Origin of the sequence: Paraburkholderia sp. CI3, assembly GCF_050436505.1 — a bacterium.
Classification (GTDB): domain Bacteria; phylum Pseudomonadota; class Gammaproteobacteria; order Burkholderiales; family Burkholderiaceae; genus Paraburkholderia; species Paraburkholderia tuberum.
On sequence record NZ_JBNDMI010000002.1, the window covers coordinates 1,060,468 to 1,086,753 of the forward strand.

22 protein-coding genes and 2 pseudogenes are annotated in these 26,286 nt (G+C 61.4%); 10 read left to right on the forward strand and 14 right to left on the reverse strand.

Annotation, left to right across the window (positions count from 1 at the left end; genetic code table 11):
- Nucleotides 1–549 precede the first annotated feature (549 nt).
- The 5 genes from OKW29_RS07755 to OKW29_RS07775 all read right to left on the reverse strand — a co-directional run bounded on the left by OKW29_RS07755 (nucleotide 550) and on the right by OKW29_RS07775 (nucleotide 5,449).
- Nucleotides 550–1,899: a DUF3734 domain-containing protein gene (locus tag OKW29_RS07755; RefSeq protein ID WP_429290577.1), complete on the reverse strand. Its 1,350-nt coding sequence runs from the start codon at nucleotides 1,897–1,899 to the stop codon at nucleotides 550–552.
- Nucleotides 1,900–1,910: 11 nt separating this feature from the next.
- Nucleotides 1,911–2,693 carry a 3-hydroxybutyrate dehydrogenase gene (locus OKW29_RS07760; RefSeq protein WP_184059855.1) on the reverse strand — a complete coding sequence of 261 codons (783 nt, stop codon included), beginning with the start codon at nucleotides 2,691–2,693 and terminating at the stop codon, nucleotides 1,911–1,913.
- 28 nt (nucleotides 2,694–2,721) lie between these two features.
- A complete protein-coding gene (locus OKW29_RS07765; RefSeq protein WP_429290578.1) occupies nucleotides 2,722–3,501 on the reverse strand; it encodes an acetoacetate decarboxylase in 780 nt (259 codons plus the stop codon).
- 428 nt (nucleotides 3,502–3,929) lie between these two features.
- Entirely contained in the window at nucleotides 3,930–4,073 is a 144-nt protein-coding gene (locus OKW29_RS07770) for a DUF3331 domain-containing protein (protein WP_429290579.1), read from the reverse strand.
- 83 nt (nucleotides 4,074–4,156) lie between these two features.
- Complete coding sequence (locus OKW29_RS07775) at nucleotides 4,157–5,449, reverse strand: NAD(P)/FAD-dependent oxidoreductase (RefSeq protein WP_429290580.1); 1,293 nt, start codon at nucleotides 5,447–5,449, stop codon at nucleotides 4,157–4,159.
- A gap of 135 nt (nucleotides 5,450–5,584) precedes the next feature.
- Between OKW29_RS07775 and OKW29_RS07780 the strand changes: the two genes are divergently transcribed.
- Nucleotides 5,585–6,247: a TetR/AcrR family transcriptional regulator gene (locus tag OKW29_RS07780; RefSeq protein WP_429290581.1), complete on the forward strand. Its 663-nt coding sequence runs from the start codon at nucleotides 5,585–5,587 to the stop codon at nucleotides 6,245–6,247.
- A gap of 49 nt (nucleotides 6,248–6,296) precedes the next feature.
- Here the strand turns inward: OKW29_RS07780 and OKW29_RS07785 are convergent, their stop codons facing one another.
- The 3 genes from OKW29_RS07785 to OKW29_RS07795 all read right to left on the reverse strand — a co-directional run bounded on the left by OKW29_RS07785 (nucleotide 6,297) and on the right by OKW29_RS07795 (nucleotide 9,155).
- Nucleotides 6,297–7,472 (reverse strand): FUSC family protein, encoded by a 1,176-nt coding sequence (locus OKW29_RS07785; protein ID WP_429290582.1) that lies wholly within the window; start codon nucleotides 7,470–7,472, stop codon nucleotides 6,297–6,299.
- Nucleotides 7,473–7,659: 187 nt separating this feature from the next.
- Nucleotides 7,660–8,472, reverse strand: a complete 813-nt coding sequence (locus OKW29_RS07790; RefSeq protein ID WP_429290583.1) for an IclR family transcriptional regulator — start codon at nucleotides 8,470–8,472, stop codon at nucleotides 7,660–7,662.
- Nucleotides 8,473–8,588: 116 nt separating this feature from the next.
- Nucleotides 8,589–9,155 carry a VOC family protein gene (locus tag OKW29_RS07795; protein ID WP_184059845.1) on the reverse strand — a complete coding sequence of 189 codons (567 nt, stop codon included), beginning with the start codon at nucleotides 9,153–9,155 and terminating at the stop codon, nucleotides 8,589–8,591.
- A 147-nt stretch (nucleotides 9,156–9,302) separates the two neighbouring features.
- Here OKW29_RS07795 and OKW29_RS07800 point away from each other — a divergent pair, with 147 nt between their 5' ends.
- From OKW29_RS07800 to OKW29_RS07820, 5 genes and pseudogenes are all read left to right on the forward strand, one after another.
- Nucleotides 9,303–10,154 carry a fumarylacetoacetate hydrolase family protein gene (locus OKW29_RS07800; RefSeq protein WP_429290584.1) on the forward strand — a complete coding sequence of 284 codons (852 nt, stop codon included), beginning with the start codon at nucleotides 9,303–9,305 and terminating at the stop codon, nucleotides 10,152–10,154.
- Between the two features lie 56 nt (nucleotides 10,155–10,210).
- The gene (locus OKW29_RS07805) at nucleotides 10,211–11,743 is read left to right on the forward strand and encodes a bifunctional 3-(3-hydroxy-phenyl)propionate/3-hydroxycinnamic acid hydroxylase (RefSeq protein ID WP_429290758.1); all 1,533 of its coding nucleotides are present in this window, start codon (nucleotides 10,211–10,213) and stop codon (nucleotides 11,741–11,743) included.
- A 90-nt stretch (nucleotides 11,744–11,833) separates the two neighbouring features.
- Nucleotides 11,834–13,180, forward strand: coding sequence for an MFS transporter (locus OKW29_RS07810; RefSeq protein WP_429290585.1), 1,347 nt, complete (start codon nucleotides 11,834–11,836; stop codon nucleotides 13,178–13,180).
- Nucleotides 13,181–13,255: 75 nt separating this feature from the next.
- Nucleotides 13,256–13,642: a nuclear transport factor 2 family protein gene (locus OKW29_RS07815; RefSeq protein WP_184059839.1), complete on the forward strand. Its 387-nt coding sequence runs from the start codon at nucleotides 13,256–13,258 to the stop codon at nucleotides 13,640–13,642.
- Nucleotides 13,643–13,679: 37 nt separating this feature from the next.
- Nucleotides 13,680–13,988, forward strand: a pseudogene (locus OKW29_RS07820) (DUF3772 domain-containing protein); the annotation flags it as partial.
- A gap of 232 nt (nucleotides 13,989–14,220) precedes the next feature.
- Here OKW29_RS07820 and OKW29_RS07825 read toward each other — a convergent pair.
- From OKW29_RS07825 to OKW29_RS07840, 4 genes and pseudogenes are all read right to left on the reverse strand, one after another.
- Nucleotides 14,221–14,966 (reverse strand): annotated as a pseudogene (locus OKW29_RS07825) (GntR family transcriptional regulator).
- Nucleotides 14,967–15,176: 210 nt separating this feature from the next.
- Entirely contained in the window at nucleotides 15,177–15,953 is a 777-nt protein-coding gene (locus tag OKW29_RS07830; protein WP_429290586.1) for a methyl-accepting chemotaxis protein, read from the reverse strand.
- Between the two features lie 177 nt (nucleotides 15,954–16,130).
- Entirely contained in the window at nucleotides 16,131–16,730 is a 600-nt protein-coding gene (locus OKW29_RS07835) for a TetR/AcrR family transcriptional regulator (RefSeq protein WP_429290587.1), read from the reverse strand.
- A 383-nt stretch (nucleotides 16,731–17,113) separates the two neighbouring features.
- Nucleotides 17,114–17,422: a putative quinol monooxygenase gene (locus tag OKW29_RS07840; RefSeq protein ID WP_187630958.1), complete on the reverse strand. Its 309-nt coding sequence runs from the start codon at nucleotides 17,420–17,422 to the stop codon at nucleotides 17,114–17,116.
- 326 nt (nucleotides 17,423–17,748) lie between these two features.
- Here OKW29_RS07840 and OKW29_RS07845 point away from each other — a divergent pair, with 326 nt between their 5' ends.
- The 4 genes from OKW29_RS07845 (at nucleotide 17,749) to OKW29_RS07860 (ending at nucleotide 24,240) form a co-directional block, all read left to right on the forward strand.
- A complete protein-coding gene (locus OKW29_RS07845) occupies nucleotides 17,749–18,069 on the forward strand; it encodes a DUF4148 domain-containing protein (RefSeq protein WP_429290588.1) in 321 nt (106 codons plus the stop codon).
- Between the two features lie 340 nt (nucleotides 18,070–18,409).
- Nucleotides 18,410–21,601: an efflux RND transporter permease subunit gene (locus OKW29_RS07850; protein WP_429290589.1), complete on the forward strand. Its 3,192-nt coding sequence runs from the start codon at nucleotides 18,410–18,412 to the stop codon at nucleotides 21,599–21,601.
- Complete coding sequence (locus OKW29_RS07855; RefSeq protein WP_429290590.1) at nucleotides 21,591–22,778, forward strand: efflux RND transporter periplasmic adaptor subunit; 1,188 nt, start codon at nucleotides 21,591–21,593, stop codon at nucleotides 22,776–22,778. The genes OKW29_RS07850 and OKW29_RS07855 overlap by 11 nt, the downstream gene beginning before the upstream one ends.
- The gene (locus tag OKW29_RS07860; protein ID WP_184062613.1) at nucleotides 22,771–24,240 is read left to right on the forward strand and encodes an efflux transporter outer membrane subunit; all 1,470 of its coding nucleotides are present in this window, start codon (nucleotides 22,771–22,773) and stop codon (nucleotides 24,238–24,240) included. The genes OKW29_RS07855 and OKW29_RS07860 overlap by 8 nt, the downstream gene beginning before the upstream one ends.
- A 130-nt stretch (nucleotides 24,241–24,370) precedes the next feature.
- Here the strand turns inward: OKW29_RS07860 and OKW29_RS07865 are convergent, their stop codons facing one another.
- Together OKW29_RS07865 and OKW29_RS07870 are read right to left on the reverse strand one after the other, a co-directional pair.
- Complete coding sequence (locus OKW29_RS07865; protein ID WP_429290591.1) at nucleotides 24,371–25,387, reverse strand: aldo/keto reductase; 1,017 nt, start codon at nucleotides 25,385–25,387, stop codon at nucleotides 24,371–24,373.
- A 180-nt stretch (nucleotides 25,388–25,567) separates the two neighbouring features.
- On the reverse strand, nucleotides 25,568–26,233 hold the full coding sequence (locus tag OKW29_RS07870) for an acetyltransferase (RefSeq protein ID WP_429290592.1): 666 nt from the start codon (nucleotides 26,231–26,233) through the stop codon (nucleotides 25,568–25,570).
- Between the last annotated feature and the right edge of the window lie 53 nt (nucleotides 26,234–26,286).

The window sequence follows — 26,286 nt, forward strand, 5'->3', positions numbered from 1 at the left end:
TCGATGCCAGCGCATCTCGAGCGGGCCGGAGCTTACTGCGCCCGTTTGACCTGACAATGCTGCGCATCGGCCATGTGACGCCCCACAACCATCGATGCTAGTCGGGCGATTCATCGTTGGACTTTTTCCATGAAGTGACCTCCCTGTCGGTTAGGATCGTTTCAAGCGTCGCCGCGTTGTATGTGATGTCGGTTTTTCGATGAACCTCTTCGAAGGCATCAGACCCAACGCAAGCAGGATCAGACGCTTCTCCTGTGCACCGATGTCGCCCTTGGGATTGAATGAAGTCATGCTGCATCCGCGGAGCAGGCCGAATGCGCCGAGCGGCATAACGCGGCCTGCGGCAACGCAAAACCGTTTGACGGTATCAGATTGACCGTGCGCACTTGACCCGATACAGGGACTTCTTCTACATAAACCTGGGATTCTGCATGTCATGTACCTTGGTTGCCGGTAACACCACAGGCGGACGAACTCACCTGCGGCAGCGCCCCTTTGGCTGGCGTGGAAAGGGACCGGCCAAACTGAACCCGGCCGGCCCCACGATGGCTAGCGGCCTGTCGCATCCTGCACAGCTTCCTTCGTGGTTTCCCCAGGTGGGGCGGACTTCGGCGCTGCCACTTCGAGATGTGGTTGCGCGACGCCCGCTTTATGGCGCCTGCGCGAGTATTGCGCTGGCTTGGTAGCGCCCTCCAGCCGCGCCGCGTGAGGCGCGCCCCCGGGACGATGCACGTCGTGCGTCACGAATCCCGAATCGTGATTCGGTATCGCAAACCAGTCCGGATGCTCAAACGACGCGCGAATGTCGTCCAGACCCGTCTGCCAGTGCTCGCTCATCGTGTCGATGCTGAATTCGTAATCCTTATAGTGCCCCTCATACGCCTTGTTCTTGTATATGAGGTGCACAACATTGACCGCACTGCCATCGGCAACTTCCCGTGCCTCCCGGATGAGCGGATGCTGCTTCTCCAGGCCCGGCGGCACATGCTTCAATAGCTCCTTGATGAGCTGTGCATGACGCTGGTTCGACCCGAGCATCGCGGTGATAGCGCGGGTCCGGCTGGAATACTGGATGTCCTTGGCGCGCTCGGACACATCCAGCATGTCGCCCGGGAGGCCGCCGCTCGAACTCCAGAGGTCAACCTGGAAGACCAGGGTGTCCTTGTGCTGCGGGTCGCTTACAACCTCGGTCAATGGCGTGTTCGACACCAGACCGCCGTCCCAGTAATATTCGCCATCAATCTCGACGGCAGGAAAGCCCGGAGGGAGCGCACCCGAGGCCATGAAGTGCTCTGGCGAAAGGCGCATCTGCGTGTTGTCGAAGTAGACCAGGTTACCCGTGCGCACGTTGACCGCGCCGACGGAGACGCGAATATCGCCGTCGTTGATTCTGTCGAAATCGGCGAATTGCAGAAGGGTCGCCCGAAGCGCGGTGGTATCGTAAAAGCTCACTTCTTCTGGCGAGCGCTTGCCCATCCCTGGGATGGGCACCGGAAGGCGCGGCGAGAAAAAGCCTCGCTGCCCTTCGGTGAGTGCGCGGCCTGCCGCCCAGCAGCTCGACCACTTGCGCGACAGGTCGTGCATGCCCGCGGCGCGGGGTAGCCACGCGCCAAGGTTCCCAAGCATGTCCGCCGGCTGGCAGATGGTGTTCCAGAATCCATGCAATGCCTCGGTACGCTTGCCCGGAGCGTTGCCCGCGATGATGGCCGTGTTAAGCGCGCCGATGGAGATGCCGGAAATCCAGTCCGGATGAATGCCAACTTCCTCGAGGCCTTCGTAGACGCCGGCCTGATAGGAGCCCAGCGCGCCGCCACCCTGTAGCACGAGAGCGACCTCGTCATAGGCCGGAAGCTTGAAAGTCTTGCGAGGTGTGCCTGATGTTTCTTGATCTTGACGCACTGGGCGGCTCCTTAGTGCATCGACCAGCCGTGGCTGACGATAATGGACTGGCCCGTCAATGCGGACGATTCGAAGCCGGCGAGGAATGCCACGGTGTTGGCGACGTCTTCCACCGTCGTGAATTCGCCGTCGACCGTTTCCTTCAACATCACGTTCTTGACGACGTCTGCTTCCGAAATGCCCAACGCTATCGCCTGCTCCGGAATCTGCCTGTCGACAAGCGGCGTGCGCACGAACCCCGGACACACGACATTGGCCCGTACACCGCGCGAACCACCTTCCTTGGCTACCACGCGTGCGAGACCGAGCAGTCCATGCTTGGCCGTCACGTAGGCAGCCTTCAGCTTCGACGCTTCGTGCGAGTGGACCGAGCCCATATAGATAATCGACCCACCGTTGCCCGCAGCGTACATGTGCCTGACAGCAGCTTTGGTCGTGAGGAACGCGCCGTCCAGATGGATGGCGAGCATTTTTTTCCAGTCGGAGAAAGCATAATCTTCAATCGGGTTGACAATCTGGATGCCCGCGTTCGAGACCAGCACATCGATGCTGCCAAGCCTGTCGACAGCCTGCTGGATGCCGGCGTTGACCGCTTCTTCGCTCGTCACGTCCATTGATACAGGCAGCGCTTTGCCACCCTCCTTGCGGATGCTCTCGGCCACGCTCTCAGCAGCCTTGAGGTTCAGGTCCGCGATTACCACCGACGCGCCGAGCGCCGCGAGCTTGCGTGCGCACTGTTCACCGATACCACTTGCAGCACCCGTCACGAGCGCGACCTTATCTGTTACGGACATGCCTTTTCCTTGATCTGTCAGAGGGTGTTTACTGATTCGCGGCAAGCTTGAGTGCCGGCGTCTCGGCGAGGTAGTCGAAAGCTACCTCCCCGATGTCGAGCGTGAGATTGGCGATGACGTGCCGCGCGCCGACGATTTTGCGCACCGGCAAATCCGCCACGGGAGCCAAGGCATGCGGGTGCAGCTCAAGCGCGGCCGGACCGCCCCACGCGCCGAGCACGGTGACATCCCGCAGGAAGTAACGCACGAGCTCGCAGATGCGGGCCGAGCCGTCAACGTGCGGAATGACTTTCAGTAGATAGTTCGGCGTGTCCGCCAGCTTCTTGCGCTCGACCTCGAGGTCAAGTGGCTCGTACTTGTAGCCCATCGTGCCCGTGGCAATGGGCTGGGTGCCATAGTCGAGCGTTCCAAGCAGCGTGTCGTTGCCGTCAACACGCAATTTCGGACTCGCCAGCTTCTTGGGGAAGCCCCAAATCTCACGACCGCCTGCAATCGGGCCTTCGTCGTCGAGGTACATCGCGTGTGTGTAGCTGCCTGGCGCGCCGGCATCATCTCTTACCGAGATAACCTGGCCGCTTTCCGTGTAATCGCCGAATCCCGACGAGTCTGGCATGCGAATGAATTCGTAATGCACGAGGGGGCTTGCGACTGTCAGTGGTTCCGGGACCACGGCGCGCAATGCGTCCATGTCGGTCTCGTACGAAATGATGAAGTACTCGCGATTAAGGAAGCGAAACGGCGGGCGGGGGTAGGAAGGATTGTGGACGGGCATCGCAAAAGCATCTTTGCGGATTTGTTCGATTTTCAACTATCTCTCCAGTAGTGACGTCAAATGACGTCGCGTCTTTAAAGCCCACGCATGCGCACCAGAGGTGCTGTGCTGCACACCGCGCCTCTGCCTTATCACAGCGTGTCGGATTCGAGTGGCCCTGTGCTTTGCATCGTTGTACAGAGCACGGGCAATAGTAGCGCCTTGGCCCATGCATCGGGGTCCTTGCTGGTCGCAAAACATTGTCCCCCTCACCGCAACAATTGGTTCGATCCTTGTACGCGTCAGCTTCTCATCGGCGAAACGCCGCGTGTAGCGATGTCGCTTCGTGATAGGCAATGTCGCACATATAGGCATACGTATTAATTGCCACATGGCTCATTGTTTCGTCCCCGATGCCTCGCTTGCTTCAGGCATGTCGATTCGAAACCGCGTCCCCGAGAATATAAACGCGCGCAAAGTCACAGTTAGACATTAACGGAAGCCGCGACCATCATTGCGCCTGCGTTTCGCGGCGGCGGACCGCCTGCTCTGGGAGAGTACACGGCGTCGCCCGCCTCAATCGGATGACCGCTCAACACGCACGTGCCCGGCTCCTTCGCGATGAACACCCGTCAGGGCTGGTAATCACAGCGACCGCTGCACGAATCGCACCAGGAAACCGACAGGGTCTGCAAAGGGTTCGGCGCCACTTTCAGGTCAGGCGGATCTTCGGTTGGACGAGACCGTTGATCTGTTCCGCTGTCCACAGCAGCGTCGCCTTTCGAAAGCCATGGAGAGCCTGCTGATGGCGCCGGTAGAGCATGGCGTGACTCAGTTGAGCGAAACGTCCGCGCACGAAACCGCCACGAAAGAGTCCGAAGCGCCCAAGCGTGCCGAACGCGTTGTAGTCGCTCAGCGAGACGAGCGAACCGAAATCGCGGAAACGGAAATCGGCAAGTGGCTTGCCTGCAAGCCACCCCGGAAGGTGACGCGCGAGATGCTCGGCCTGCTGCGTGGCGACCTGCGCGGTCGGTGCAAGTTGCCGTTCGTGACCGGCAAGTGTCAGGCTTGCGCAATCGCCAAGCGCGAACACGTGATCGTCACGCGAAGACTGCAGACTCGCTCCGACGACGATCTGGTTGGACCGGTTCGTTTCGAGTCCGTCGAGATTGTTCATGAAATCCGGCGCCTTGACGCCCGCTGCCCAGACCATCAGATCGGCTTCGGCAAGCGTGCCGTCGCCGTGGCGAAAACCATTCGCCTCTGCCGCGGTAACGCGCGTCGAAGTCAGCACGCGAAAGCCGATATGCTCGAGCTGCGACTGGCTCGATGCCGATATCTCCGGCGCAAACGCCCCGAGCACGCGCGGGCCGCTTTCGAGCAGCGTCAGACTCAGCCGCTCTCGCACAGTCGGGTCTCCGTAACTTGACGCAACGTCAAGCAAGCGGCTCAGTTCAGCGGACAGCTCAACACCCGTTGCACCCGCGCCGACGATCGCCACACGCAGTGGTTCGTCCTTCGCGACGCTTCGAAATACGCGCGCTCGCAACGCGGCGTTGAACGCTTCGGCCTGTTTTTGACTGTCGATGAAATGGCAGTGCTCTTTCACGCCCGGCACGCCGAAATCGTTCGCCCGGCTACCCAGCGACAGCACAAGCACGTCGTACCCGACCGTTCGCGGACCGAGCACTACTTCACCTTCCGGCGTTTTGAGCTCGTCGAGCTGGACCAGCCGCCGGCTTCGATCGAGCCCGTGCATTGCGCCGGGCTGATAGGTGAAGCCGTGATCGCGGGCATGGGCGAGGTAGATCACCTGCTGCTGCTGAACATCGCGCGTGCCGGCTGCAATGGTGTGCAGCATCGGCTTCCATATGTGCGTCGCGCTGCTGTCGATCAGCGTGACGCTGGCCCGGCCGCTGCGCCCTAACTGGTCGCCGAGTCGGGTAGCCAGCAAAATTCCCGCAATCCCGCCGCCAACGATGACAATCCGTATTGGTTGTGACATAATAAATTCAACGCGTGATGAATAAATCACATCGTAGTCTAAAGCACGAGCTCCGTCAAACCGTGGCCCTCCTCAGCGTCTCACGCACCGTCAGTTAAACTTCGGCTGAATTGACGATCCACAACTCACACCCAAATGAACGACGTAACGTCAGGACCTGCCAAGCTGATCGAGAAAAAGCGTACCCGCGGACGACCCGCGTACAGTGCTTCCGTCGGTGCCGACGTCCTCCTGCGAAATGCCCGGCACACCTTCGCAAAGCGTGGATTCGACGCTACCAGCGTGCGGGAAATCGCGCGCGACGCGGGTGTCGACCCGGCGCTGATCGCGCATCATTTCGGGTCGAAAGAAGCGCTATGGGTTGCGGTGGTAGAGCAGATCGCGGATCACGCTGCGCCAATGATCGACGCCACAGCCAGGTTGCGCTCGGCCACGCTAGGTGCGCGTGAACGTGTCGAACACGCAGTGGTTCTTTTCATCGATCAGGTTTTCGACGAACCCGACCTTGGTATGTTTTTTTCGACTGCCGCGACCGAAGAAGGTGAGCGCTTCAACATACTCATCGGGCGTCTGGTGCGCCCCTATCACGACGTGTTCGTGCCTTTGCTCGAAGATGCATCGAGGGCGAAGGAATTGAAACCGCACCACCCCGAAGTCATGTTTTCCATGCTGATGAACGCCATCAGCAATACCGTGGCTTACCACCATATGCTTCGGGCTTTCTCGTCACTTCCTGAAGATCAGACCAGGTTCAAGCGCGCGGTGCGCGACACGGCGCTGAACATGATCAGAAAGTAATCAGCAAGACCCAATGCGCTTCGCGACAAGCCCAGAATCCTCCACCTGCTTATCGTGCGCGTCGTCCCCTGACGCATTCGCTGCCCAAGAGAACTACCATGGCGATGACCGCCCCAAGGAACGTGTCCACGATCCGCTCGCCGACGAGGGCGAGGGGAGCGCTCGTCCCGCCCACCGCTGAGATGGTCAACGCGGTTGGGGTAATGAAGGTCAGGGCCAGGGCGTAGTGCCGCGCGGCCACGACTTCGATCGCGAACTGGAGCAGCGCGAGGACCCCGACGAGCCAGAGGCCTTTCGGGTCGACGAGCTGGATCAAGCCAAAGACAGCCGCGCCCAAGACCGTGCCCACAACGCGGTGCACGGCCCGAATGGCACTTGAGCTCGAGACGTGGCTGCCCTGCAGCACCGCACCCGCGACCATAACCGTCCAGTAGGCACGGTGCTCCCCAAAAGACAGGCTCAGCAAGCCGGCGCTGGCAACCGCAACGATCACCCTCGCGGCGATCGTGGCCTTTTCCCCGTCGAGCAAGCTGGGAGGAAACCGCATGCGCAAGCTGGGCGCCTCGCCCTTGCGCTGGTGCACAAGCGGCAGCGCGAGGGGTGCGATCACGAGCAAGTACGCACTGAGCGCGCCGACCGCGACCAGAGAGGGGATCATAAAGACGCCAAGGGGCGAACCGCTGAAACGCGCGGAAGCGGCCAGATGACCGCTGACACCGGCGACCAGCACGAACTGCATCGGCCCGGGCGGGCCCATTCCGACGCCGAGCAGAATGATGCTGGCGAGCGCAGCCACGGCGACGAGGCAGGCGATGGTCAGCCACGCATTCGTCGCGCACATTACGCCCAGCGTGGAGGCGGCCACGAACCCCGCCGCGACGAACGGCAAGGCCTGGAGCCGGTCGCCCAGGCGCAGCGTCGAGCCGTAGAGAGCCGTGAAGGCGCCGAGAGAAGCGATGAGCCCGAGTGACTGGTGGCCGGCCAGCATGAACGCGCTCAGAGGCACGCCCATGGCGACGCCCCCTCCGACGCCGGCCGACCACCGCCACGGGCCGTCGTTGAAGCCGAGCAGGCTTTTCAGTACGCGGGGCGGCAAGAAAGGTCTTCTCATTTGGGATTGTTTTGTGAAGCGGCCAGGTGATTGGGTCATGAAATTTGAATCGAAGGCGGAGATCGCGTTTTCGCTCCGACGGCGCTCCGGATTGCACGTCTTGTCTGTCGACACTTCAGAGCCGCATCCCGCAGGGTCGCAAGTGACCAACCGCCTTTTCGCGGCTTCAAGACGGCCCTCTCCTGACGACGTCGGTCTACGCGTTCGTGCTACCAGTTCGTTCGTTGCAAGTGCCGCTTCCCCCGAACCCACCGAGGTTCAAGTGCGCGAGCGCGATCGAATGACGTTCACGTGACGGCCATCATGCGGACCGCGTGCCTCGCGCAACGGTGTGCGACGACGTGATGGCTCCGGTCCTCCGAGTTTCAACCAACGCACGCGTACGCTGCGAGATTCGCGCCGCTGCCTCCCGGATCGATTCGACAAGACGGTCCAGATTGGCAAATTCGAGTCGCTGGGTCGGCACGATCACCGCAAGCGAACCGACTGCTTCACTGGAGTCGTCCGTAAATAGCGGCGACGCCAGTGCAGAAACGCTGCTTTCCAGTTCGCCCCTCGACAGATAAAAGCCGGCACGCCGGATTTTGAGCAGCGACGCGCGAAACTCGTCGAGTGTCGCCCCAAGGCCGCTTTGCGCGATCTCGTCGGCATACTGATCGAACAGGACCGCGAGCTTGGCCTTCGGAAAGGTGGACAGGATCGCTTTTGGAGCGGCGCCGAGAAACAGCGGACGAGGACGGCCCCGGCCGTACCGGAGGTCAAGCGCCGCGCCGTGAGTCTCACGATGCGTGTCCACGAGTTCGTTACCGTACCAGCGCGACATCACCACATCGAAGCCGGAGTGTTCACTCAACTCACGCATGATCGGCTGCCCGACCGCAAGCAGCGGATCCGACATGCGCAGGTGGTAGTCAAGCTTGATGATGCGAGGGCCGAGACCATAGTCTCCTCCTGCAAACCGGATGAGCAAGCCAGCATCCAGGAGCTCGCGTACATAGCGATAAGCCGTTGGAGTTGAGCAATCGAGTTCGGCGGCAACGTCTTCGACGGACAGGAACGGCTTCGCCTCCGAAAACAGCTCGAGTATGGATAAAAGTCTCGTAATGCTCGACATCTATTGCGCTGCGCCTCCGTGTGTGAACGGAATTATATCCACTGGCAAGATCGCCATTGACGCCTTCAACGACCACCGCGCGGAAACAGTCGCACGCGAGCCACGCAGCGCCACGCTTATGCAAGCCCCATGCGCTCGGCCATTTCGGTTTGCCAGACACTTCGCGGCCTGAATCCCGATAGCGTTCTTGCGTGGCGTTCGACAGCCGCCATCAGTTCAGCATCGGGCAAGCCGAAGTCTACCGGCACCCGCATCGGCTGGTCGACGTACCACGGCGTGTCGATGTAGAGCTCGAGGCGATTGCCCTCGGGATCGCGCGCATAGATCGAAACCGAATTGCCGTGGGTGACGGGGTTGATTTCCTGCAGGCCTTCCGCAATGAACTGCCGATGAAACCGCCTCAACGTGGCAAGGCTGTCTGCTGTGAACGAAATCTGGTTGATCGGATTGAACGCCAGGTGCTCGGGGCGGCCGCTCGCGAGCACGATCTGGTGATGCACCGCGGGATCGCGGCTCAAGAATACCAACTGCACGGCGCCGTGCGGCGTCTGCAGCGAACCCCGATCCGTCACGGTGAATTCCATCACCCGCGTATAAAAGTCCTCCACGCGCGCCATGTCGCTCACATAGAAGCCCATGTGACTGAGGGACAGCCCTGCCCTTGCTTTCTTCATACCGTTCATGCTCGTCTCCAAGTAGTGATAAACCCTAGCAAAAAACACGTTGTGACATTAGGTATATTTAGTCTATTCTCACCATAAGATAAATGCACGGGTTTTTTGCGAATCTAGGCGTTGATCCAATCTACTTTTTATCTATCCGGAGCATCAATGAAACTCGCCAGCTTCTCCACCCACCTTGGCTCGTCGTTCGGCATCGTTCGCGACGAAACCGTGTTCGACCTTGGCAAGCGTCTTGGCGGCCGCTATGCCGATCTGAAGGCACTGATTGCCGCCGACGCATTCCGCGAGGCCGCGCAGGCCGCCGATGGCACGCAGGGCGACTACCCGCTGTCGGAAGTCACGCTGCTGCCTGTGATCCCGAACCCCGAACAAATCTTTTGCGTGGGACTCAACTACGCAGACCACGTCAAGGAAACCAACCGCGAAACCACCGAGCATCCGGTCATCTTCATGCGGGTGCCCGCTTCCCAGGTTGGTCATGGCCAGCCGATGCTGCGTCCGCCTGAGTCGCAGAAGTTCGACTATGAGGGTGAGATTGCCGTCGTCATCGGGCGCGGTGGACGACGCATCGCCGAGGCCGACGCGTGGAATCACATCGCTGGCTACGCCTGCTACAACGACGGTTCCGTGCGCGACTGGCAGCTTCATACGGGCCAGTGGGGCCCAGGCAAAAATTTCTATCGCACCGGCGCGTTCGGACCGTGGATGGTGACGAGCGACGAGATCGAACCCAATGCGGTGATGACGCTCGTCACCCGCCTGAATGGACAGGAAGTACAACGCGCGACGACGCAGATGCTGATCCACGGCATTGCCAAACAGATTGCCTACCTGTCGACGTTCACCCCGCTCTCTCCGGGAGACGTGATCGTGACCGGCACGCCTGGCGGCGTCGGCGCGAAGCGCAATCCGCCGCTGTTCATGAAGGCCGGCGACGTGGCGGAAGTGGAGGTTGATCGGATCGGCGTTCTGTCCAATCCAATCGCCGACGAAGCGTAAAAGTCGTAGCCGGGCGCGTTCGTGTGCGCTCGGCGTCTTATCTGGCGGAACAAGACATGTTAGAGAAAACTATTTCGACGCACGCGTGCGACTACGACGTGGCCGTTATCGGTCTCGGGCCCACCGGGGCGACGCTCGCGAACCTGCTGGCAATCGAAGGCTTGCGGGTGCTGGTGCTGGAGCGAGACAAGGAGATTTTCGCGCTTCCTCGCGCGGTGCATTTCGACGGTGAATGCATGCGCGTGTTCCAAACCCTCGGTTTAACCGACAAACTGCTACCCAAGCTGTTCGTGGGTCCCGGCATGAAATTCGTGAACGGGGAAGGCAAGTTGCTGATCGACTGGCAACGGCCAACCTGTATCGGACCACAGGGGTGGAGTGCGAGTTACAAGTTCCATCAGCCCGATCTCGAGAATGCGTTACGCGAGCGTCTCGCGCAGCAATCGAGCGTTGACGTCCGGTTGCGCCACGAAGTGTTCGCGCTTGACGAGGCGAGCGATGGCGTCCAGTTGCGCTTCGAGGATACGTGCTGCGGCAAACTTGGACGTACCACCGCGCGATATGTAGTCGGCTGCGACGGTGCGCGCTCGATTGCGCGACGCTTCATGGGCACCGAATTGACCGATCTGAAATCGCATGAACGCTGGGTTGTGGTCGACGTATTGCTCGATGCACCGCGGCCCGATCTTGGCGACTACTCGGTCCAATACTGCGACCCGGCGCGCCCGACCACTTACACGCGTGGTCCCGGAAATCGGCGCCGCTGGGAAATCATGGTGATGCCAGGTGATGACGTGACGCAACTCACGTCCCCCGAATGGCTGTGGGACAAACTCGCTCGCTGGATTTCTCCGGCCGATGCGCGCCTCGAACGTTCTGCCATATATACATTTCACTCGGTCGTGGCGAACGGTTGGCGCCGTGGCCGACTGCTGCTTGCAGGCGATGCCGCACATCAGACGCCACCCTTCATGGGCCAGGGGATGGGAGCCGGCATTCGCGACGCGTCGAATCTCGCGTGGAAGCTTGGTGCCGTCATTCATGGCGAAGCGCCCGATACCCTCCTCGACAGCTACGAATCCGAACGCTCGCCGCACGTGCGCTTATTTATCGAAACGGCGGTACAGCTCGGCTCAGTCATTCAAACGACGAGGTCAGACCTGGCCGAAGTCCGTGATGAAGAAATGAGCGCAGCGATTCGCAATTTTGTGACCCCACAACCCAGGCTTGGCCCGGGCGCATGGATCGATGAACCATCGGGCGTGGCCGGGCATATTGCACCGCAACCCCGCCTGCTGGACGGACAACTCGTGGACGACGTGATCGGCTATCGGTTTGCGCTGCTTGCGCGACCGGAATTGCTCCGTGAATGCCCCGACGTCGCCAATAGCGCTGCGCAAGCGGGCGTCGGGATTGTGGCCAGCGATGGAGCGGCTGTTCGCGAGTGGTTGGAGTCGATCGACGCTCCAGCGGTGCTTGTACGCCCCGACCGGTATGTGTACGGCGTCGCGCAGGACGGTGAATCCTTGCAAAACCTTCTGCACCACGCCGTACCCGGCTTGCAAACCGAAGGTGCTGTGGCCATGTGAGCCCGCAACCCCCGTTGTCACGCGAGATGTCTCGCGGTCGACGCACGTAGACCATCGGACAAAGCATCCGATAATCAAATTGGAGGAGTCATGGGAATATCCCACAACCCGGTCGGCGGCGCCGACCGTTCACAGCCATCCGGCTTGTCCCGGTCGCAGTGGAAGATGATTCTCATCGCAAGCCTTGGCGGCTCGCTGGAGTTTTACGATTTCATCGTCTACGGCTTTTTTGCCCATAACATCGCGGCCCAGTTTTTCCCGAACTCGTCATCGCTGGTCAGCATGCTGGCTACTTTCTCCGTGCTCGCAATCGGGTACGTGATCCGACCGCTCGGCGGAATTGTGCTCAGTAGCTGGGGCGACCGGTATGGCCGGCGTCCAGTGTTTCTCGGCTCAATCATTGTGGTCACGACCGCGACGATCTGTCTTGGTCTGCTGCCCAACTTTCAGAGCTGGGGCATGACCGCATCGATCCTGTTGATCCTGCTGCGCATGCTTCAGGGTTTTTGCGTCGGCGGAGAAATGCCCGGCGCGATTACCTATGCAGTGGAAGCCGCGCCGCATCGGGCGGGGCTCGCCGCGGGCATTATTATCTGCGCGGTGAACCTGGGTGTTTTGCTGGCCACATTCGTCAACCTCGGCATCCAGACCTACCTGTCCGCCACGGACGCGGCGGCGTATGGCTGGAGGATCGCGTTTCTTTTCGGCGGCGTTTGCGGGATCGCTTCCTACCTGATGCGCCGTAATCTGGACGAGTCGCCCGAGTTCAAGAAGATGCAAGGAGCTGTCGTCAAACAGCCGTTTCGCGAGACCTTGCGACGTCATGGCAAAGCGGTCGTGACGGGGGCACTGGCGATCGCCGTGATGGCCGGCGTCAACGGCATACTTTATGGCCACATGCCCGCCTACCTCGTCCAGCAGTTGCACTATGCACCACGGACCGCGGCAATTGCCCAGAACGCTTATCTGATCGTCAGTTCCCTCGGCCTCCTCGCCGCAGGCTGGCTCGGGGACAAGATTCCACGCCGGTACCTGCTTCGAGCGTCAGCGGCGCTGCTGATCGCATTGAGCTACCCGTTCTATGAAGCGCTGGCGAGTCACACCGTCAATCCGGTGGTGCTGTTTGTGCTTGCCGGCCTGGTTTTTTCACTGGCAAGCGGGACATGGGCGTCGGTGCTCGCCGACCAATTCCCTGTCCAGGTCAGATTCAGCGGAATCGCGCTGGCTTACAACCTGGCCGTTGTCGTATTCAGCGGCTTTGCGCCCTTGCTGGCGACCATGCTGATTCGCATGACCGGCTCCTTGGCAGCGCCAGCCTGGTATGTCATCGCCGCATGCACGGTCGCGCTGCTTGCGAGCTATGGGTTGCCGACGGGAAAGTCTCGGGCCGGGTCGCCTTCGAATACAGATGGACTGAGCGGCGAACTGTTGCGTTGAGCCGAATCGAGCCACGACGCGGCCGGCACCGTCTCCGACAAGAGGTATCCATGCAGTATTTTCGGGAGATTTACGATGAAAGATGCGTCCATTCAGGCCGCCGTCGAGGCGTTGGAACAACAGCGCTGCGACGCCACGGTGGCTGGAGACCTGCTCAAACTCGCGTCGCTACTCGACGACGACCTGACGTTCGTCCATTCAGCTGGCTACGTTCATGGCAAGTCGGAGTATCTGTCCTTCCTTACCGAGAAGATCAAGGTGCGTCAAATCGTGCGTCCGCAACCGCTCGCGTATAGGTTCCTGCCAGACACCGTGATCACGACGGGCCATCTCGAGCAATCGCTGGTGCGCAGGACCGATGGATCTGAGCTCAACATTCGCGCGCTCATAACTGAAATCTGGGTCAAACGCGAGGGCGGCTGGAAACTGCTGCACCTCCATTCTGGGCGCTTGCCGGATTGACGCAGATCCCTATCTTGCCGTCCATCTCGGGGTAAGCCTGGACACCGATCTTGAACAGGTTCGCGATCTTCTGCTGCGTGCCTGTCAGGCGCACCCGTCGATTCTCGACCATCCGGCGCCATCCGTCAGGTTCAGTCAACTGACGCCCGACAGCATTACGCTGAGCGTCACCGGTTATGTCCGCAGCCCCCGGATCACGGGGGATATCAAGAGCGATCTGCTGTTCGAAATCCTCAAGCGATTACGTGCGGCGAAGATCCCACTGTCGAAGCCGCAAACCGTTATGGTCGGGAATCTGCATGACCAGAGTCGCGTCGCCTTTGCCACAACCAGCTTATCGGTCTAGCGTCCACCGGAGCAGGAACGAGCCGGCGGTCAAGAAACCAGGCGGGATCCGCGCGTTTTCGTCGAAAAATCCGGCGGCATAGTGCTTCCAACTCACGCGGTCCGCTCGGACTAATAATGCTTCTCGGACTGCAGATCGTCGATCACTAACGCGAGAAGCATGCCAGCACGCGAGTCGCCCGCTCATGCGCGCCAGATAGGTTTCGCACGGCTCGGTACGCGCGGCGATGTCGCTACTTGGTGCCCCGCAACCTGGGTGGTGCATAGGGGACCGCATTCGGCCCCATTGCAGTGCGTGCGCGTTGCAGGCGCTCGCCCGTCAAGGTGCGCACCGCAACGCGGCTACCCTCGATATGGCGCGCGATCAACGCAACGCTACGATCCGTTTCGCGACAACGAATCGCATCGAGGATCGCGACATGTTCGTCGTAAGTTTCGTCGATGCAGTCGCCATACACGAGATCGAGCCGCCGCACGACCCGGATGCGATCGGTCACGCGCTGCATCGCATTGGTCAGCTCGGCGTTATCGGCGGCCTGCACGAGGGCGTGATGAAATGCTTCGTCGAGCGCGACCATCTCGCGGCCGTCACGCCGACGGTGAGCAGGCGGGATCTTCCAGATTTGTTCAAGCTGACCGAGCATCTGTGCGACGCCTTCGGAAAGCTCTCCTTCGGCACTCGCAAGCTTCGAGACCGCAAAGGTTTCAATCAGCTGCGCATTTCGTACAGGTCTTCGAAGCGCTTGAAATCGACCGGCACGACTTCCCAGCCGCCGCGCACATAGCCGCGCATCAGGCCGTCACTTTGCAGGCGCTGCAAGGCCTCGCGCGCAGGCGTGCGGGACACGCCGAAGCGCTCGGCGATGCTGCCTTCCGTCACGCGGTCGCCGGGCAGCAGGCGCATATCGAAGATATCTTCGCGGACGCTGACATAGACATGATCAGCCCGCGAGGGGGGAATGCCGGTGATGTCGTTCACGCTTGGAACCTGAGTTGGCGAGTGTCGGGGCTGAGATTATTGTCCGACCCGAACGCGCCATGTCAACACGCGATGAAAAAACCGGCATCGCACGGACATCAGCCGCGAGCGAAATACGCCTTTACAGCCGACAGAAACGTATCGATGTCCGCGCGCCTGCAGCGCGGACGATTTCGATTGAATTGAAGATCGGGTTATGCCGCCACGCGCTCACGAGTAGCTGCTGGCGAGCGAAAGCGCCGGGTTGCGCGCAGTGGCATCGCGCTGCTGTGGGTTGGGCGATTTCAGTTCCGAGCCGCGTTCGGACCCAACGGAGAAAAGATTGACCGCTCCAAGGAGGTTTCGTGCTTGCCGGTTCAAGGCGTCCACGGCGGCGCCCGATTGCTGGACGAGCGCGACGTTCTGTTGCGTGCTGTGCTCCAGGCTTGCGATCATCTCGCGGACCTCGCCGATCTGAAGCGTTTGCTGCTGACACGCGTCATGGATTTCGCTCATGATGCCCGTGACGCGCGCCGACGAACCCACGACCGCGGTGATGGTCGAGCCCGCGTCATCGACCTGGGTAGCGCCGTCTTTCACGCGAGCGTCGCTCGCCACGATCAGTTGCCTGACTTCCTTCGCCGCTTCCGCGCTACGTTGCGCGAGGACTCTGACCTCGCCGGCCACCACGGCAAAACCACGTCCCTGGCTACCTGCCCGCGCGGCCTCGACCGCCGCATTCAGCGCGAGGATGTTGGTCTGGAACGCGATCCCGTCGATGACCGAGATGATCTCCGCGATGCGCGCCGACGACGCCCGTATCCCATGCATCGTCTCCACCACCCGGCCGACCGCCATGCCGCCTTCCCCAGCCGTTTCCGAGGCGTGCCTGGCAAGCTCGTCCGCGTGTCCCGCGTTCGCAGCGTTGGTGGCCACGCTCGCGTCGAATTCCTTGAGTGCGCCGGTGGCCTGCTCGAGCGCGCTGGCCTGGAGCTCGGTGCGCGCCAAGATCGGCATTGCCGGCGGCAATCGCGTGACTCATGTCGGCGACTGCATCGGCGCCTGCGCGGCAACGCAGCTCAATTTCGCAGGATTATATCGTCACCTGACGAGTTGCGCTGGAGACGACTCGGACGATCGCAGCGATAACACCGGCGAGCCGCCCGGCGCCGACTCGCAATGCGTTTATAGCGCAGGCAGCAGGCTCGGCAGGCTCGTCAGGAAGGCGCGCACGTGCATGGCAATCACCGCTGCGGCGGGGATGCTGTTTTCATTCGAATAGATGCGGCGGCGAATCGCCAGATGAGACACGGCGCCATGTAACAGCCAACCCACTTCGCCCAGTTGAGTCGGGTCGGCGGGCATGCGTAGACCCAGTTCATACGCGGTCTCCGTGACGATGATCTCGAGCGCATGGCTGACGATCGCGTTCGTATAGGCCGGCGCGGTGTGCAGGCCCTCGAGCGACGAATAAAGGAAGAGCCTCAGCCAGCGGCGCGTCAGGAGCGTGTCATAGTACTCGCAATAAAAGCGGTTGAGTCGGCTTTCAATCGGCACACTTCGGTCTTGCAATTGAACAAACCAGATTGCGTCGAAGATTCCGACGACTTCCCGCTTGTAGACTTCATCAATCAAGGCGGCCTTGCTCGGGAACAGGCTATATAACAAGCGTTGCGATACGCCGCAGGCTTGCGCGATGGCGCGGGTCTGTGCGCCGAGACCATGCTCCGCGAAATATTCCGCGGCCTTCTCCAGCACGCGCGCCTGACGCTCGGCGCGCGGCAAACGCTGCGGCGCTTTTTTCATCGGCCGCTTGACCGCCACGCGGTCGGCGCCGGTTCCACGGCTCGGCTTCTCGATAGTCCCTTTGGTCTTCATAGCTCCCTACGCTCTCGGATTATAGCTGTTATCATCACATGACGATTTACGTTTTGATAAAGTATACGCCCCGGGTGTGGGCGGCAGTCCCGCGCTGCCCTGCGTGACCCTCGCATTATCTCAGCCGTTGCGAAGCGAGCGTCGTCCTTGCTGCTGCCAACTAACCTGGAACCGGATGTTCGTCCATGTCCGCGTTGCCACGGAGGCATCGTGATGGGTGTCGGCGTGACGGCGCCCGCTTTGGCATCGAATCCCGCCCAGCCGATGGCGGGCCGCCACGAACGCTCTCTTTAGCAAGCCTGAAGCACGTTGATGACGCGGCTCACGAGCAACGGGCGCGTATCGTGTCCATATTCGGCCATATGCGCGGAGGCCCCGTGCGCCCTCAACGCTTCCGCGCTTTCCCAGCGCTCGATGACAGCGAACGTGTCCTTGCCGAGCGGTGTCTGAATCGCCCCGAACTCAGGTACATCGATGACGGCCTCGTAGCTGATGCACCCCTCTTCGGCCAACACCGCCGGCCGGTTCTTGTTGAAAAGTGCCAGCACGGCTTCGCGTTGACCGGGCTGTGCAGTGATTGTGGCAATGACATGGATCATCCGGGTACTTCTCCTTTTCTGTTTCGGCGCCGATCGCCGCGTGAAATCATAGCCGCGTTTGCGTACGTTTGCCGATAGAGCCTCATCGAGTTCAGACCGTACTTCCGACGTGACTCGTCAGCGATTCGATCCGTCACTACGTCGCGACGCTCAGCACGCTCTTGCCTATCTGAACATGGCAGCGGCGTCATGCAGAGGTCAGCCTCGCGTCACCTCATCTGCGGACAATAGAGCTTACTCATCCTCGCGGCGGTGGCGCGGCGAGACCCCATGCTTCATTCATCGTGCTTGAAGCTGACCACAATTAACTTGAGAGGTAATTCACCATGAAGACTCTGATCTATGCAGCGTTGGTTGCAAGCGCGCTCGTCGTCCCCGCAGTCTCCTTTGCACAGGACGTCACTGCCCCGCTGACGCGCGCCGAAGTGCGCGCGGACCTGGTGCAAGTCGAACAGGCCGGGTATCGCCCGAGCGCCAATGACTTGCACTATCCAACCGATATTCAGGCTGCAGAGGCGCGTATTCACGCGCAGGATGCCACAACGCCGAGCAGCATGGCAGTCGGCGGAGTGTCAATGAACGGCTCCTCGCAGTCGGGTGCGCCGTCGACGCCCGCAGGTACTCACTCGATCTACTTTGGTCACTGATGCACCTTCATGTGCATGTCATCCGTGAATCGTCGCTTGACTCTCCACCTAAAGCGATCTTCACCGAAAGGTAAGTGACGATCATCCTGAACGATACGGCAGTAACGCGAAGACCTCGCCTTTAGAAAGCAGCCAACCCTTTGAATGCCGTCTGAAACGAGCCACGAGAACCCTCGATGGCCCTCTCAAACGTTGCGCCATCCGTCACAGCCAAACATGTCGCTGGCTCAACCGTGTTTTATGAGTGTGTCAGGCTTCAGAACTGCGGCCGAGGTCGGCCGTACATCGCGCTAGATCGCTCCAAGATGCTCTTACGTTTCCTCCAAGCCCTGGAATTCTCATGCTCGGTCTAGTTCGTGTCGCGCTCCGACGCCCCTACACTTTCGTCGTCCTCGCGATCTTCATCCTCATCATCGGGCCACTGTCCGCGATGAAGACGCCCACCGACATTTTTCCCGATATCAGAATCCCGGTGATCAGCGTGGTGTGGCAATACACGGGGCTGCCGCCGGACCAGATGGTCGGTCGGATCACGTCGCCGTTCGAACGCACGCTGACTACCACCGTGAACGATGTCGAACACATCGAGGCGGAATCGGTCGCCGGCTTTGGGATCATCAAGATCTTCTTCCAGCCGGGCGTGAATATCAGCACGGCGAACGCGCAAGTGACCGCGGTCGCGCAAACTCAGTTGCGGCAGTTGCCCGCGGGCACTACGCCGCCGCTGATCCTCAATTACAACGCGTCGACCGTACCGATCATCCAGTTGGCGCTATCCGGCAAGGGGCTGTCCGAGCAGAAGCTGGGCGACCTCGGTCTGAATGCGGTGCGTCCCGTTCTCACGACTGTCGCCGGTGCGTCGGTTCCCTACCCTTTCGGCGGCAAGACACGCCAGGTGCAGATTGACATTGATCCTGCGGCACTGCAGGCGCGCGGCTTATCCGCGCAGGACGTCGCCAATGCCCTGGCGGGTCAGAACCTGATCACGCCGGTCGGCACGGAAAAGATCGGCGACTACGAATACACGCTGCAACTCAACAACGCGCCCTCGGAAATCAAGACCTTGGGCGATCTACCGGTCAAGGCGGTCAATGGCACGACGGTCGCGATTCGTGACATTGCGAATGTTCGCGACGGCAGTCCGCCGCAAACCAATATCGTTCACGTGAACGGCCGGCGTTCGGTGCTGATGTCGGTACTCAAGAACGGTTCGGTTTCGACGCTCGGGATCATCTCCGGCATCAAACAGCAAATCGCCAACGGGAAAGCATCGTGGCCCGATAACCTGAATGTCGAGCCGATCGGCGACCAGTCGATCTTCGTGCGCGCAGCCATCACCGGTGTGGCACGCGAAGGCGTGATCGCTGCCGTGCTCACCAGCCTGATGATTCTGCTGTTCCTCGGCAGCTGGCGTTCGACGATCATCATCGCAACCTCGATCCCACTGGCCATCCTTGGCTCGATAGCCACGCTCTCCGCACTGGGCGAAACCTTGAACATCATGACGCTCGGCGGTCTCGCGTTAGCGGTGGGGATTCTTGTCGACGATGCGACCGTGACGATCGAGAACATCAACTGGCATCTCGAGCACGGCAAGGAGGTGGAGACCGCTATCCTCGATGGCGCCGCGCAGATCGTCACACCCGCGTTCGTTTCTCTTCTGTGCATCTGCATCGTGTTCGTGCCGATGTTCTTCCTGAACGGCGTGGCGCGCTTCCTGTTCGTGCCGATGGCGGAGGCCGTCATTTTCGCGATGATCTCGTCGTTCATCCTCTCGAGAACCCTCGTGCCGACAATGGCCAAATACCTGCTGAAACCGCATGCGCAGGGTGAGCATGCCGATGAGGCGCAGCGTCCGGGTCCGCTCGGACGCTTCCAGCGCGGCTTCGAAGCACGCTTTGAAACGGTGCGTGGCGTGTATCGCGGGTTACTCGAACTCGCGCTGAACCATCGGCGTCCGTTCGTCAGTTGCTTCCTCGGCTTCGTCGCGCTCTCGTTCGCCCTCGCGCCCTTGCTCGGCCGCGACTTCTTTCCGGCGGTCGATGCCGGGCAGATCCTGATGCATGTGCGCGCACCAGTCGGGGTTCGCGTCGAAAAGACCGCGCAGATATTCGCGAATGTCGAAGGCGCAATCCGGCAGATCATCCCGCCATCCGATCTCGGCACGGTGGTCGACAATATGGGTCTGCCGGTCAGCGGCATCAATACCGCGTACAACAACACCGGGACGGTCGGTTCGCAGGACGGCGACATCCAGATTGCGCTGAACGAAGGGCATCGTCCGACCGACGAGTATGTCCGCATCATGCGTGAACGATTGCCGCGCGAATTCCCTGGAGTCACGTTCTCTTTTCCACCGGCGGACATCATCGGTCAGATCCTTAACTTCGGCTCGCCGGCGCCGATCGACCTGCAGATCCGCGGCAACAACCTGAACGCCAACTATGCGTATGCAGACCGTCTGCTGCGCGCGGTCCGCGACGTGCCCGGCGTGGTCGATGCACGGATCGCGCAGTCGCACGGCAACCCCACCTTCAACGTCGATGTCGACCGCACGCGTGCACAGTTACTCGGCATCACCGAGCGCGACGTGACGAACAGTATGGTGGTGAACCTCGCAGGTTCGAGCCAGGTTGCGCCCACGTACTGGCTGAACAACGCGAACGGCGTGTCGTATCCGATCGTGATGCAAACGCCGCAATACAGTCTCGATTCACTAGCAGCATTGCAAAATCTGCCGATCACCGCCAGCGGTGGAGGCACCGCCCAGATCCTCGGCGGTCTGGCAACGGTCGATCGCACCACCAGCAACGAAGTCGTCAGCCAATACAACATCCAGCCCATGGTCGAGATCTTCGCGACCACCCAGGACCGCGACCTCGGCGCGGTGTCGGCCGATATCCAGCGCGTCGTGCACCAGAACGCCAGCACCTTGCCGAAGGGCTCGAGCATCGCGCTGCTGGGTCAGGTGCAGACGATGAACAGCGCCTTTGCCGGCATGTTGTTCGGCCTGCTTGGCGCAGTGGTGCTGATCTATCTGCTGATCGTCGTCAACTTCCAGTCGTGGGCCGATCCGTTCGTGATTGTGAGCGCATTGCCGGCGGCGTTGGCGGGTATCGTCTGGATGCTGTTCGCGACGCACACGACGCTCTCCGTACCCGCACTCACTGGCGCGATCATGTGCATGGGGGTGGCGACTGCCAATTCGATTCTGGTCGTCAGCTTCTGCCGCGAACGTCTTGCCGTCCATGGCGATCCGTTCAAGGCGGCGCTCGAAGCGGGCTTTACGCGCTTTCGCCCGGTGCTCATGACCGCGCTATCCATGATGATCGGCATGGCGCCGATGGCGCTCGCTCTCGGCGAGGGCGGTGAGCAAAACGCGCCGCTCGGCCGCGCCGTGATCGGCGGTTTGATGTTTGCCACCACGGCTTCGCTGTTCCTGGTCCCCGTCATCTTCTGTATTGTTCACGCGCGCCCAGGGCGCGCGGCGACCCCAGCATCCGTCCCGGGAGATCCTGCACATGTCGTCTGAATCCGCTTTTCCCACTAATACGCCATCGCGCCGTCCGCTTCGGGTTGCGGGTGTGATCGGCCTGCTGGTCGCCTTAGGCATCGTCGTTGGCGGTGTCGCGCTGCGAGCCGTCGACGCCCGCAAGCTGAAAACCTGGACGGAGGCTCAGGCCGTACCGACAGTCAATCTGATCCAGCCCATGCGCGACCCCAACGGACCTTCACTGCAACTGCCCGGCCGGCTCGAAGCGTTCACGCGGGCGCCGATTTTCGCGCAGGTCAGCGGCTACCTGAAATCATGGAGCGTCGATATCGGCGCGCCGGTCAAGGCGGGTCAAGTGCTCGCCGAAATCGAAACACCCGAGCTTGACCAGCAGCTCCTTCAGGCACGCGCCGATCTGCAGAGCGCGCAGGCGAATGCCGTCGTAGCGGGTACGACGGCGAAGCGCTGGGAGGCGCTAAGAGGCACCGATTCCGTGGCCCAGCAGGACGTCGACCAACGCACTGCTGATTACACCGCGAAGGAGGCGATCGTGGCGGCCGCGAAGGCCAACGTCGATCGCCTCGTCGCTACGAAGGCCTTCGCGCGGATCGTCGCGCCGTTCGACGGCGTGGTGACCGCGCGCGACACCGACGTCGGCGCGCTGGTGAACGCCGGTAGCGGTGGCGTCGGCCAGGAGCTGTTCGCGGTCTCCGAGGTCAAGCAATTGCGTGTGTATGTTGAGGTACCGCAGAACTACGCTCCCGCGATCCACGATGGCACGACCGCGACCCTGACCGTTCCCGAGTACTCCGACCAGCATTTCACCGCGCGCGTGATAGCAGCGGCAGACTCCGTCAATTCCAGTTCGGGAACGACGCTGGTGCAGTTGCTGGTCGACAATGCCAACGGCAAGCTGCTGCCGGGCGGTTTCGCCAGCCTGAAATTCACGTTGCCCGCGTCCGCCGATTCACTTCGGGTCCCAGCTAGCGCGCTCGTGTTCGATAGCCGCGGCGTCGTGGTCGCCACGCTCGGTGCGAACGGTCACGTACTGTTCAAGCAGGTGAAGATCGACCGCGATCTGGGCGACTCGGTGGAGATCGGCTCGGGACTCGCCGCCAACGATCGCGTGATCGATACGCCGCCCGATGGACTCGCCGACGGCGACGGCGTGCAGGTTGCGCCGGCCACTGACAGGAAGGCGACCGCACATGGTTAAGCCTGGACTTGTCGCGATTTTAACGGGCGTTCTGGCGCTATCCGCCTGCTCGCTCGCGCCGCAATATCAGCTGCCTTCGGCGCCGATAGCGGCGCAATACAAAACCGTTGGTCCCTGGACCGCCGCTCAGCCTGCCGACCGGATAGACCGTAACGGCTGGTGGAAAATATATGGCGACGCGCAACTCGACGATCTCGAAGCGCGTCTACTGGCAAACAACACCGATCTGCGCGCCGCGTACGCGCACTATGCGCAAGCGCAGGCTTTCGTCGCGCAGGTCGCGTCGGGACTGTATCCGACCATCAGCGCAAGCGCCGTGCCGCAGCGCGTTCGCCAGTCCGACGACCGGCCGTTGCGCGTGGGCGGCCCGAACGACTACAACTCCGTCACGCTCGGCGCCGAAGTCAATTACGACCTCGACCTGTGGGGCCGCGTGCGTGACTCCGTGGTGGCCGGCAAGGATGAGGCTCAGGCGACCAAAGCCGATCTGGCTTCGGTGAAACTGGCCCTGCAAGTGGCACTCGCAGACAATTACATCGGTTTGCGGGGCCTCGACCAGCAGACCGAGCTGCTGAACGAGACGGTCATGGCGTATGCGAAAGCGCTGCAACTCACGCAGACGCTGCATGGCAGCGGCATCGTGGCGGGCCTCGACGTTTCGCGGGCTCAAACGCAATTGTCGTCGGCGAAGTCCCAGTTGTCGCAGAATCTCGCGCAACGAGCGCTCATCGAACACGCGATTGCCGTGTTGGTCGGCACTTCCGCGTCCGAATTCAGCCTGCCGCAGCAGACCGCCGCCATCGCGTTGCCGGCGATTCCAACCGGCCTGCCCTCGACGCTGCTGCAACGTCGCCCCGACGTCGCAGCAGCGGAACGCCGGGTTGCCGAGGCTAACGCAAAGATTGGCGTCGCGCGCGCGGCATATTTCCCGGACATCACGCTGAGCTTGCAGGGTGGTGTGCAAAGCGCCGCCTATGCTGGACTGGTTAGCGCGCCCAATCTGTTCTGGGCGATCGGCCCGCAGCTCGTGCAATACGTCTTCGACGGCGGCTACCGTCATGCGCAGCTCGATGCCGCGAAGGCGGCAACCGAGGAAGCCGGAGACCGCTACCGCAGCGTGGTTCTGTCGGCATTCCAGCAGGTCGAAGACAACCTTGCGCTGCTGTCGTATCTCGGCACCGCGCTTGGCGAGCAAAAGGATGCCGCGAATGCCGCGCAGTACTCGGTCGATCTGGCGTTGCGCCAATATCGCCAAGGCACTGTAGGTTACCTCGATGTCGTGCAGGCGCAGACCGTCGCACTCGAAGCACAACGCAGCGTGCTCGATATCCAGACACGCCAGCTAAGTGCCAACGTGCAACTGCTGCATGCGCTGGGCGGCGGATGGTCGAGCGATGAACTCGCCCAAGTGGCTGCCACGCGGGCACTCGTCGCGACAACGATGGCACAGGGCGCAAATTGAAGGCCTGCACAGGGCGCAACCGGAAGGGTGACCCGGTTGCGCACGCTGTCGATAGCATGCGTAGCAGTCCGATGTGGCGGAACCTCTTCGGAATGCCGCGACTCTGGAAATTCTCTTGTACGTGTCCGGCTTACGAACCGTGCCGGGGAATCCGCCCAAAGAAAAGATGCTTGGGATCATTGAACCCGGGCGTCGAAGGGTGGCCCGTAGTGACGAGCGAGTCGACGAAGTCTTCGTCTTCGGCGCTCAGGCGATAGCTCAAAGCTGGCAGATAATCGTCCCATTGCGCCACGGTGCGTGGTCCGGCGATGGTTGAACTGATATAGCTGCTGTTGAGCACCCACGCGAGTGCGAATTGTCCCGCACTCAGTCCACGCGCCTCTGCATGCTCGCGAACGCGCCGTGCCAGCTCCAATGATTCGGGCCGCCATTCGGCCTGCTGCAAGCGGCGGTCGCCGCGCCCTGCACGCGTATCGGCCGCGGGCGTCACGCCCAATTCGTATTTGCCGGTCAGCACGCCGCGAGCGAGTGGGCTGTACGAAATCACGCCGAGGCCGTAACGGTGCGCGGCTGTCAGCTGTTCGGCCTCGGCCTGCCGATTCGCGAGGTTGTAGAGCGGCTGACTGGCTACCGGGGCAGCGAGACCCAGTGCCTGGGCGGTATGACTGAATTCGGCGATCTTCCATGCGCGATGGTTCGACAGGCCGTAGTAGCGCAATTTGCCGGCCTGGACCAGATCATTTAGCGCGCGCACCGTTTCATCGACCGGCGTGTCGTGATCTTCAGCGTGGAGGTAAAGCAGATCGATATAGTCCGTCTTCAGGCGCTTGAGGCTGGCCTCAACCGCTCGCACCATGTGTTTGCGCGACGCGCCGCGCGCATTGACGTCACCATCGCCGAAGGGACTGGCAAGCTTGGTCGCCAGCACCCAGCGATCGCGCCGGGCGGCGATGCAACGCCCGACGACACGCTCCGATTCACCGCCAGCGTAGACGTCGGCGGTATCGATCGAGTTGACGCCTTGTTCATGCGCCTGGTCGACGATGCGTGCCGCGGTTGCTTCGTCGGTCGGATCGCCGAACAGCATCGTCCCAAGCGTCAGCGTCGAAACCTTGAGGCCGCAGCGGCCAAGTTGGCGATATTCCATTTGAGACTGTTCCGTTAATTTGAAGGATCTAACCCGGGAATTCCACGTGACACATCCATAGAGACGGGCACGTCGAGACCAGGTGATTGAAGCGACGACAGTTGGCACCCTCGTCTGGGCAACGCACCATTAGGGCCGTGCAAGGCTCCGCCCGCCGCGGAGAAACGGCCGCTTGGCCATTCATGCACTTTTACCGTCGTACTTCTCCACGAACTCGGCCGCCGTGAGCCCACGAAAATCGGCCAATGCCGCGTCAATGCGCTCGGCGCTCCAGTCCCACCAGGCTATCTGCTGCATGCGCTCCGAGGTGCGCGCGTCGACGCGAAAACGCAGCACCCGCGCCGGCACCCCGACGACGATGGCGAACGGCGGTACGTCCTTGGTCACAACGGCTCCTGAGCCGACCGCGGCGCCAGTGCCGATCGTCACGCCGGGCATGACGATGGCATCGTGGCCGAGCCACACGTCGTGACCCACCTCGACTGGCTCCTGGGCCCGCCACTGGAAGATGTCAGCGTCGTCGTCGAGAGACAATCCGTACGATCGGGAGCGATAGGTAAAGTGATGGTGGGTCGCACGCCACGAAGGATGATTGGGCGGGTTGATGCGTACGCCGGTGGCGATATTGGCGAACTTGCCAATGAGTGCGTGGGCGATCTGATTGTCACCCATCGCATAGCCGTAGTCGCCGATGACGGATTCGGCGACATGGCTGCGCGGACCGAGATAGGTGTAACGGCCAAAGTCGCTGGCGCGAACTACCGCCGTTGGATGGATTTCCGGATGCTCCGACAGAACGCGACCGAGCGCCCACGGATCGACGCCGACGCCATGATTGATCAACATATCAATTCTCGTGCTTCAATGATAAGGAGAGAACCCTGGGCCGCGGGCTGCGC

What these genes read in the sequence shown, in the direction of transcription:
- OKW29_RS07780 (WP_429290581.1), top strand. Translation starts at nt 5,585, where the DNA reads ATGAACGACGTAACGTCAGGACCTGCCAAGCTGATCGAGAAAAAGCGT.
- OKW29_RS07805 (WP_429290758.1), top strand. Translation starts at nt 10,211, where the DNA reads ATGTTAGAGAAAACTATTTCGACGCACGCGTGCGACTACGACGTGGCC.
- OKW29_RS07815 (WP_184059839.1), top strand. Translation starts at nt 13,256, where the DNA reads ATGAAAGATGCGTCCATTCAGGCCGCCGTCGAGGCGTTGGAACAACAG.
- OKW29_RS07855 (WP_429290590.1), top strand. Translation starts at nt 21,591, where the DNA reads ATGTCGTCTGAATCCGCTTTTCCCACTAATACGCCATCGCGCCGTCCG.
- OKW29_RS07775 (WP_429290580.1), bottom strand. Translation starts at nt 5,449, where the DNA reads ATGTCACAACCAATACGGATTGTCATCGTTGGCGGCGGGATTGCGGGA.
- OKW29_RS07840 (WP_187630958.1), bottom strand. Translation starts at nt 17,422, where the DNA reads ATGATCCATGTCATTGCCACAATCACTGCACAGCCCGGTCAACGCGAA.
- OKW29_RS07870 (WP_429290592.1), bottom strand. Translation starts at nt 26,233, where the DNA reads ATGTTGATCAATCATGGCGTCGGCGTCGATCCGTGGGCGCTCGGTCGC.
- OKW29_RS07865 (WP_429290591.1), bottom strand. Translation starts at nt 25,387, where the DNA reads ATGGAATATCGCCAACTTGGCCGCTGCGGCCTCAAGGTTTCGACGCTG.
- OKW29_RS07795 (WP_184059845.1), bottom strand. Translation starts at nt 9,155, where the DNA reads ATGAACGGTATGAAGAAAGCAAGGGCAGGGCTGTCCCTCAGTCACATG.
- OKW29_RS07790 (WP_429290583.1), bottom strand. Translation starts at nt 8,472, where the DNA reads ATGTCGAGCATTACGAGACTTTTATCCATACTCGAGCTGTTTTCGGAG.
- OKW29_RS07845 (WP_429290588.1), top strand. Translation starts at nt 17,749, where the DNA reads ATGAAGACTCTGATCTATGCAGCGTTGGTTGCAAGCGCGCTCGTCGTC.
- OKW29_RS07860 (WP_184062613.1), top strand. Translation starts at nt 22,771, where the DNA reads ATGGTTAAGCCTGGACTTGTCGCGATTTTAACGGGCGTTCTGGCGCTA.
- OKW29_RS07800 (WP_429290584.1), top strand. Translation starts at nt 9,303, where the DNA reads ATGAAACTCGCCAGCTTCTCCACCCACCTTGGCTCGTCGTTCGGCATC.
- OKW29_RS07760 (WP_184059855.1), bottom strand. Translation starts at nt 2,693, where the DNA reads ATGTCCGTAACAGATAAGGTCGCGCTCGTGACGGGTGCTGCAAGTGGT.
- OKW29_RS07810 (WP_429290585.1), top strand. Translation starts at nt 11,834, where the DNA reads ATGGGAATATCCCACAACCCGGTCGGCGGCGCCGACCGTTCACAGCCA.
- OKW29_RS07850 (WP_429290589.1), top strand. Translation starts at nt 18,410, where the DNA reads ATGCTCGGTCTAGTTCGTGTCGCGCTCCGACGCCCCTACACTTTCGTC.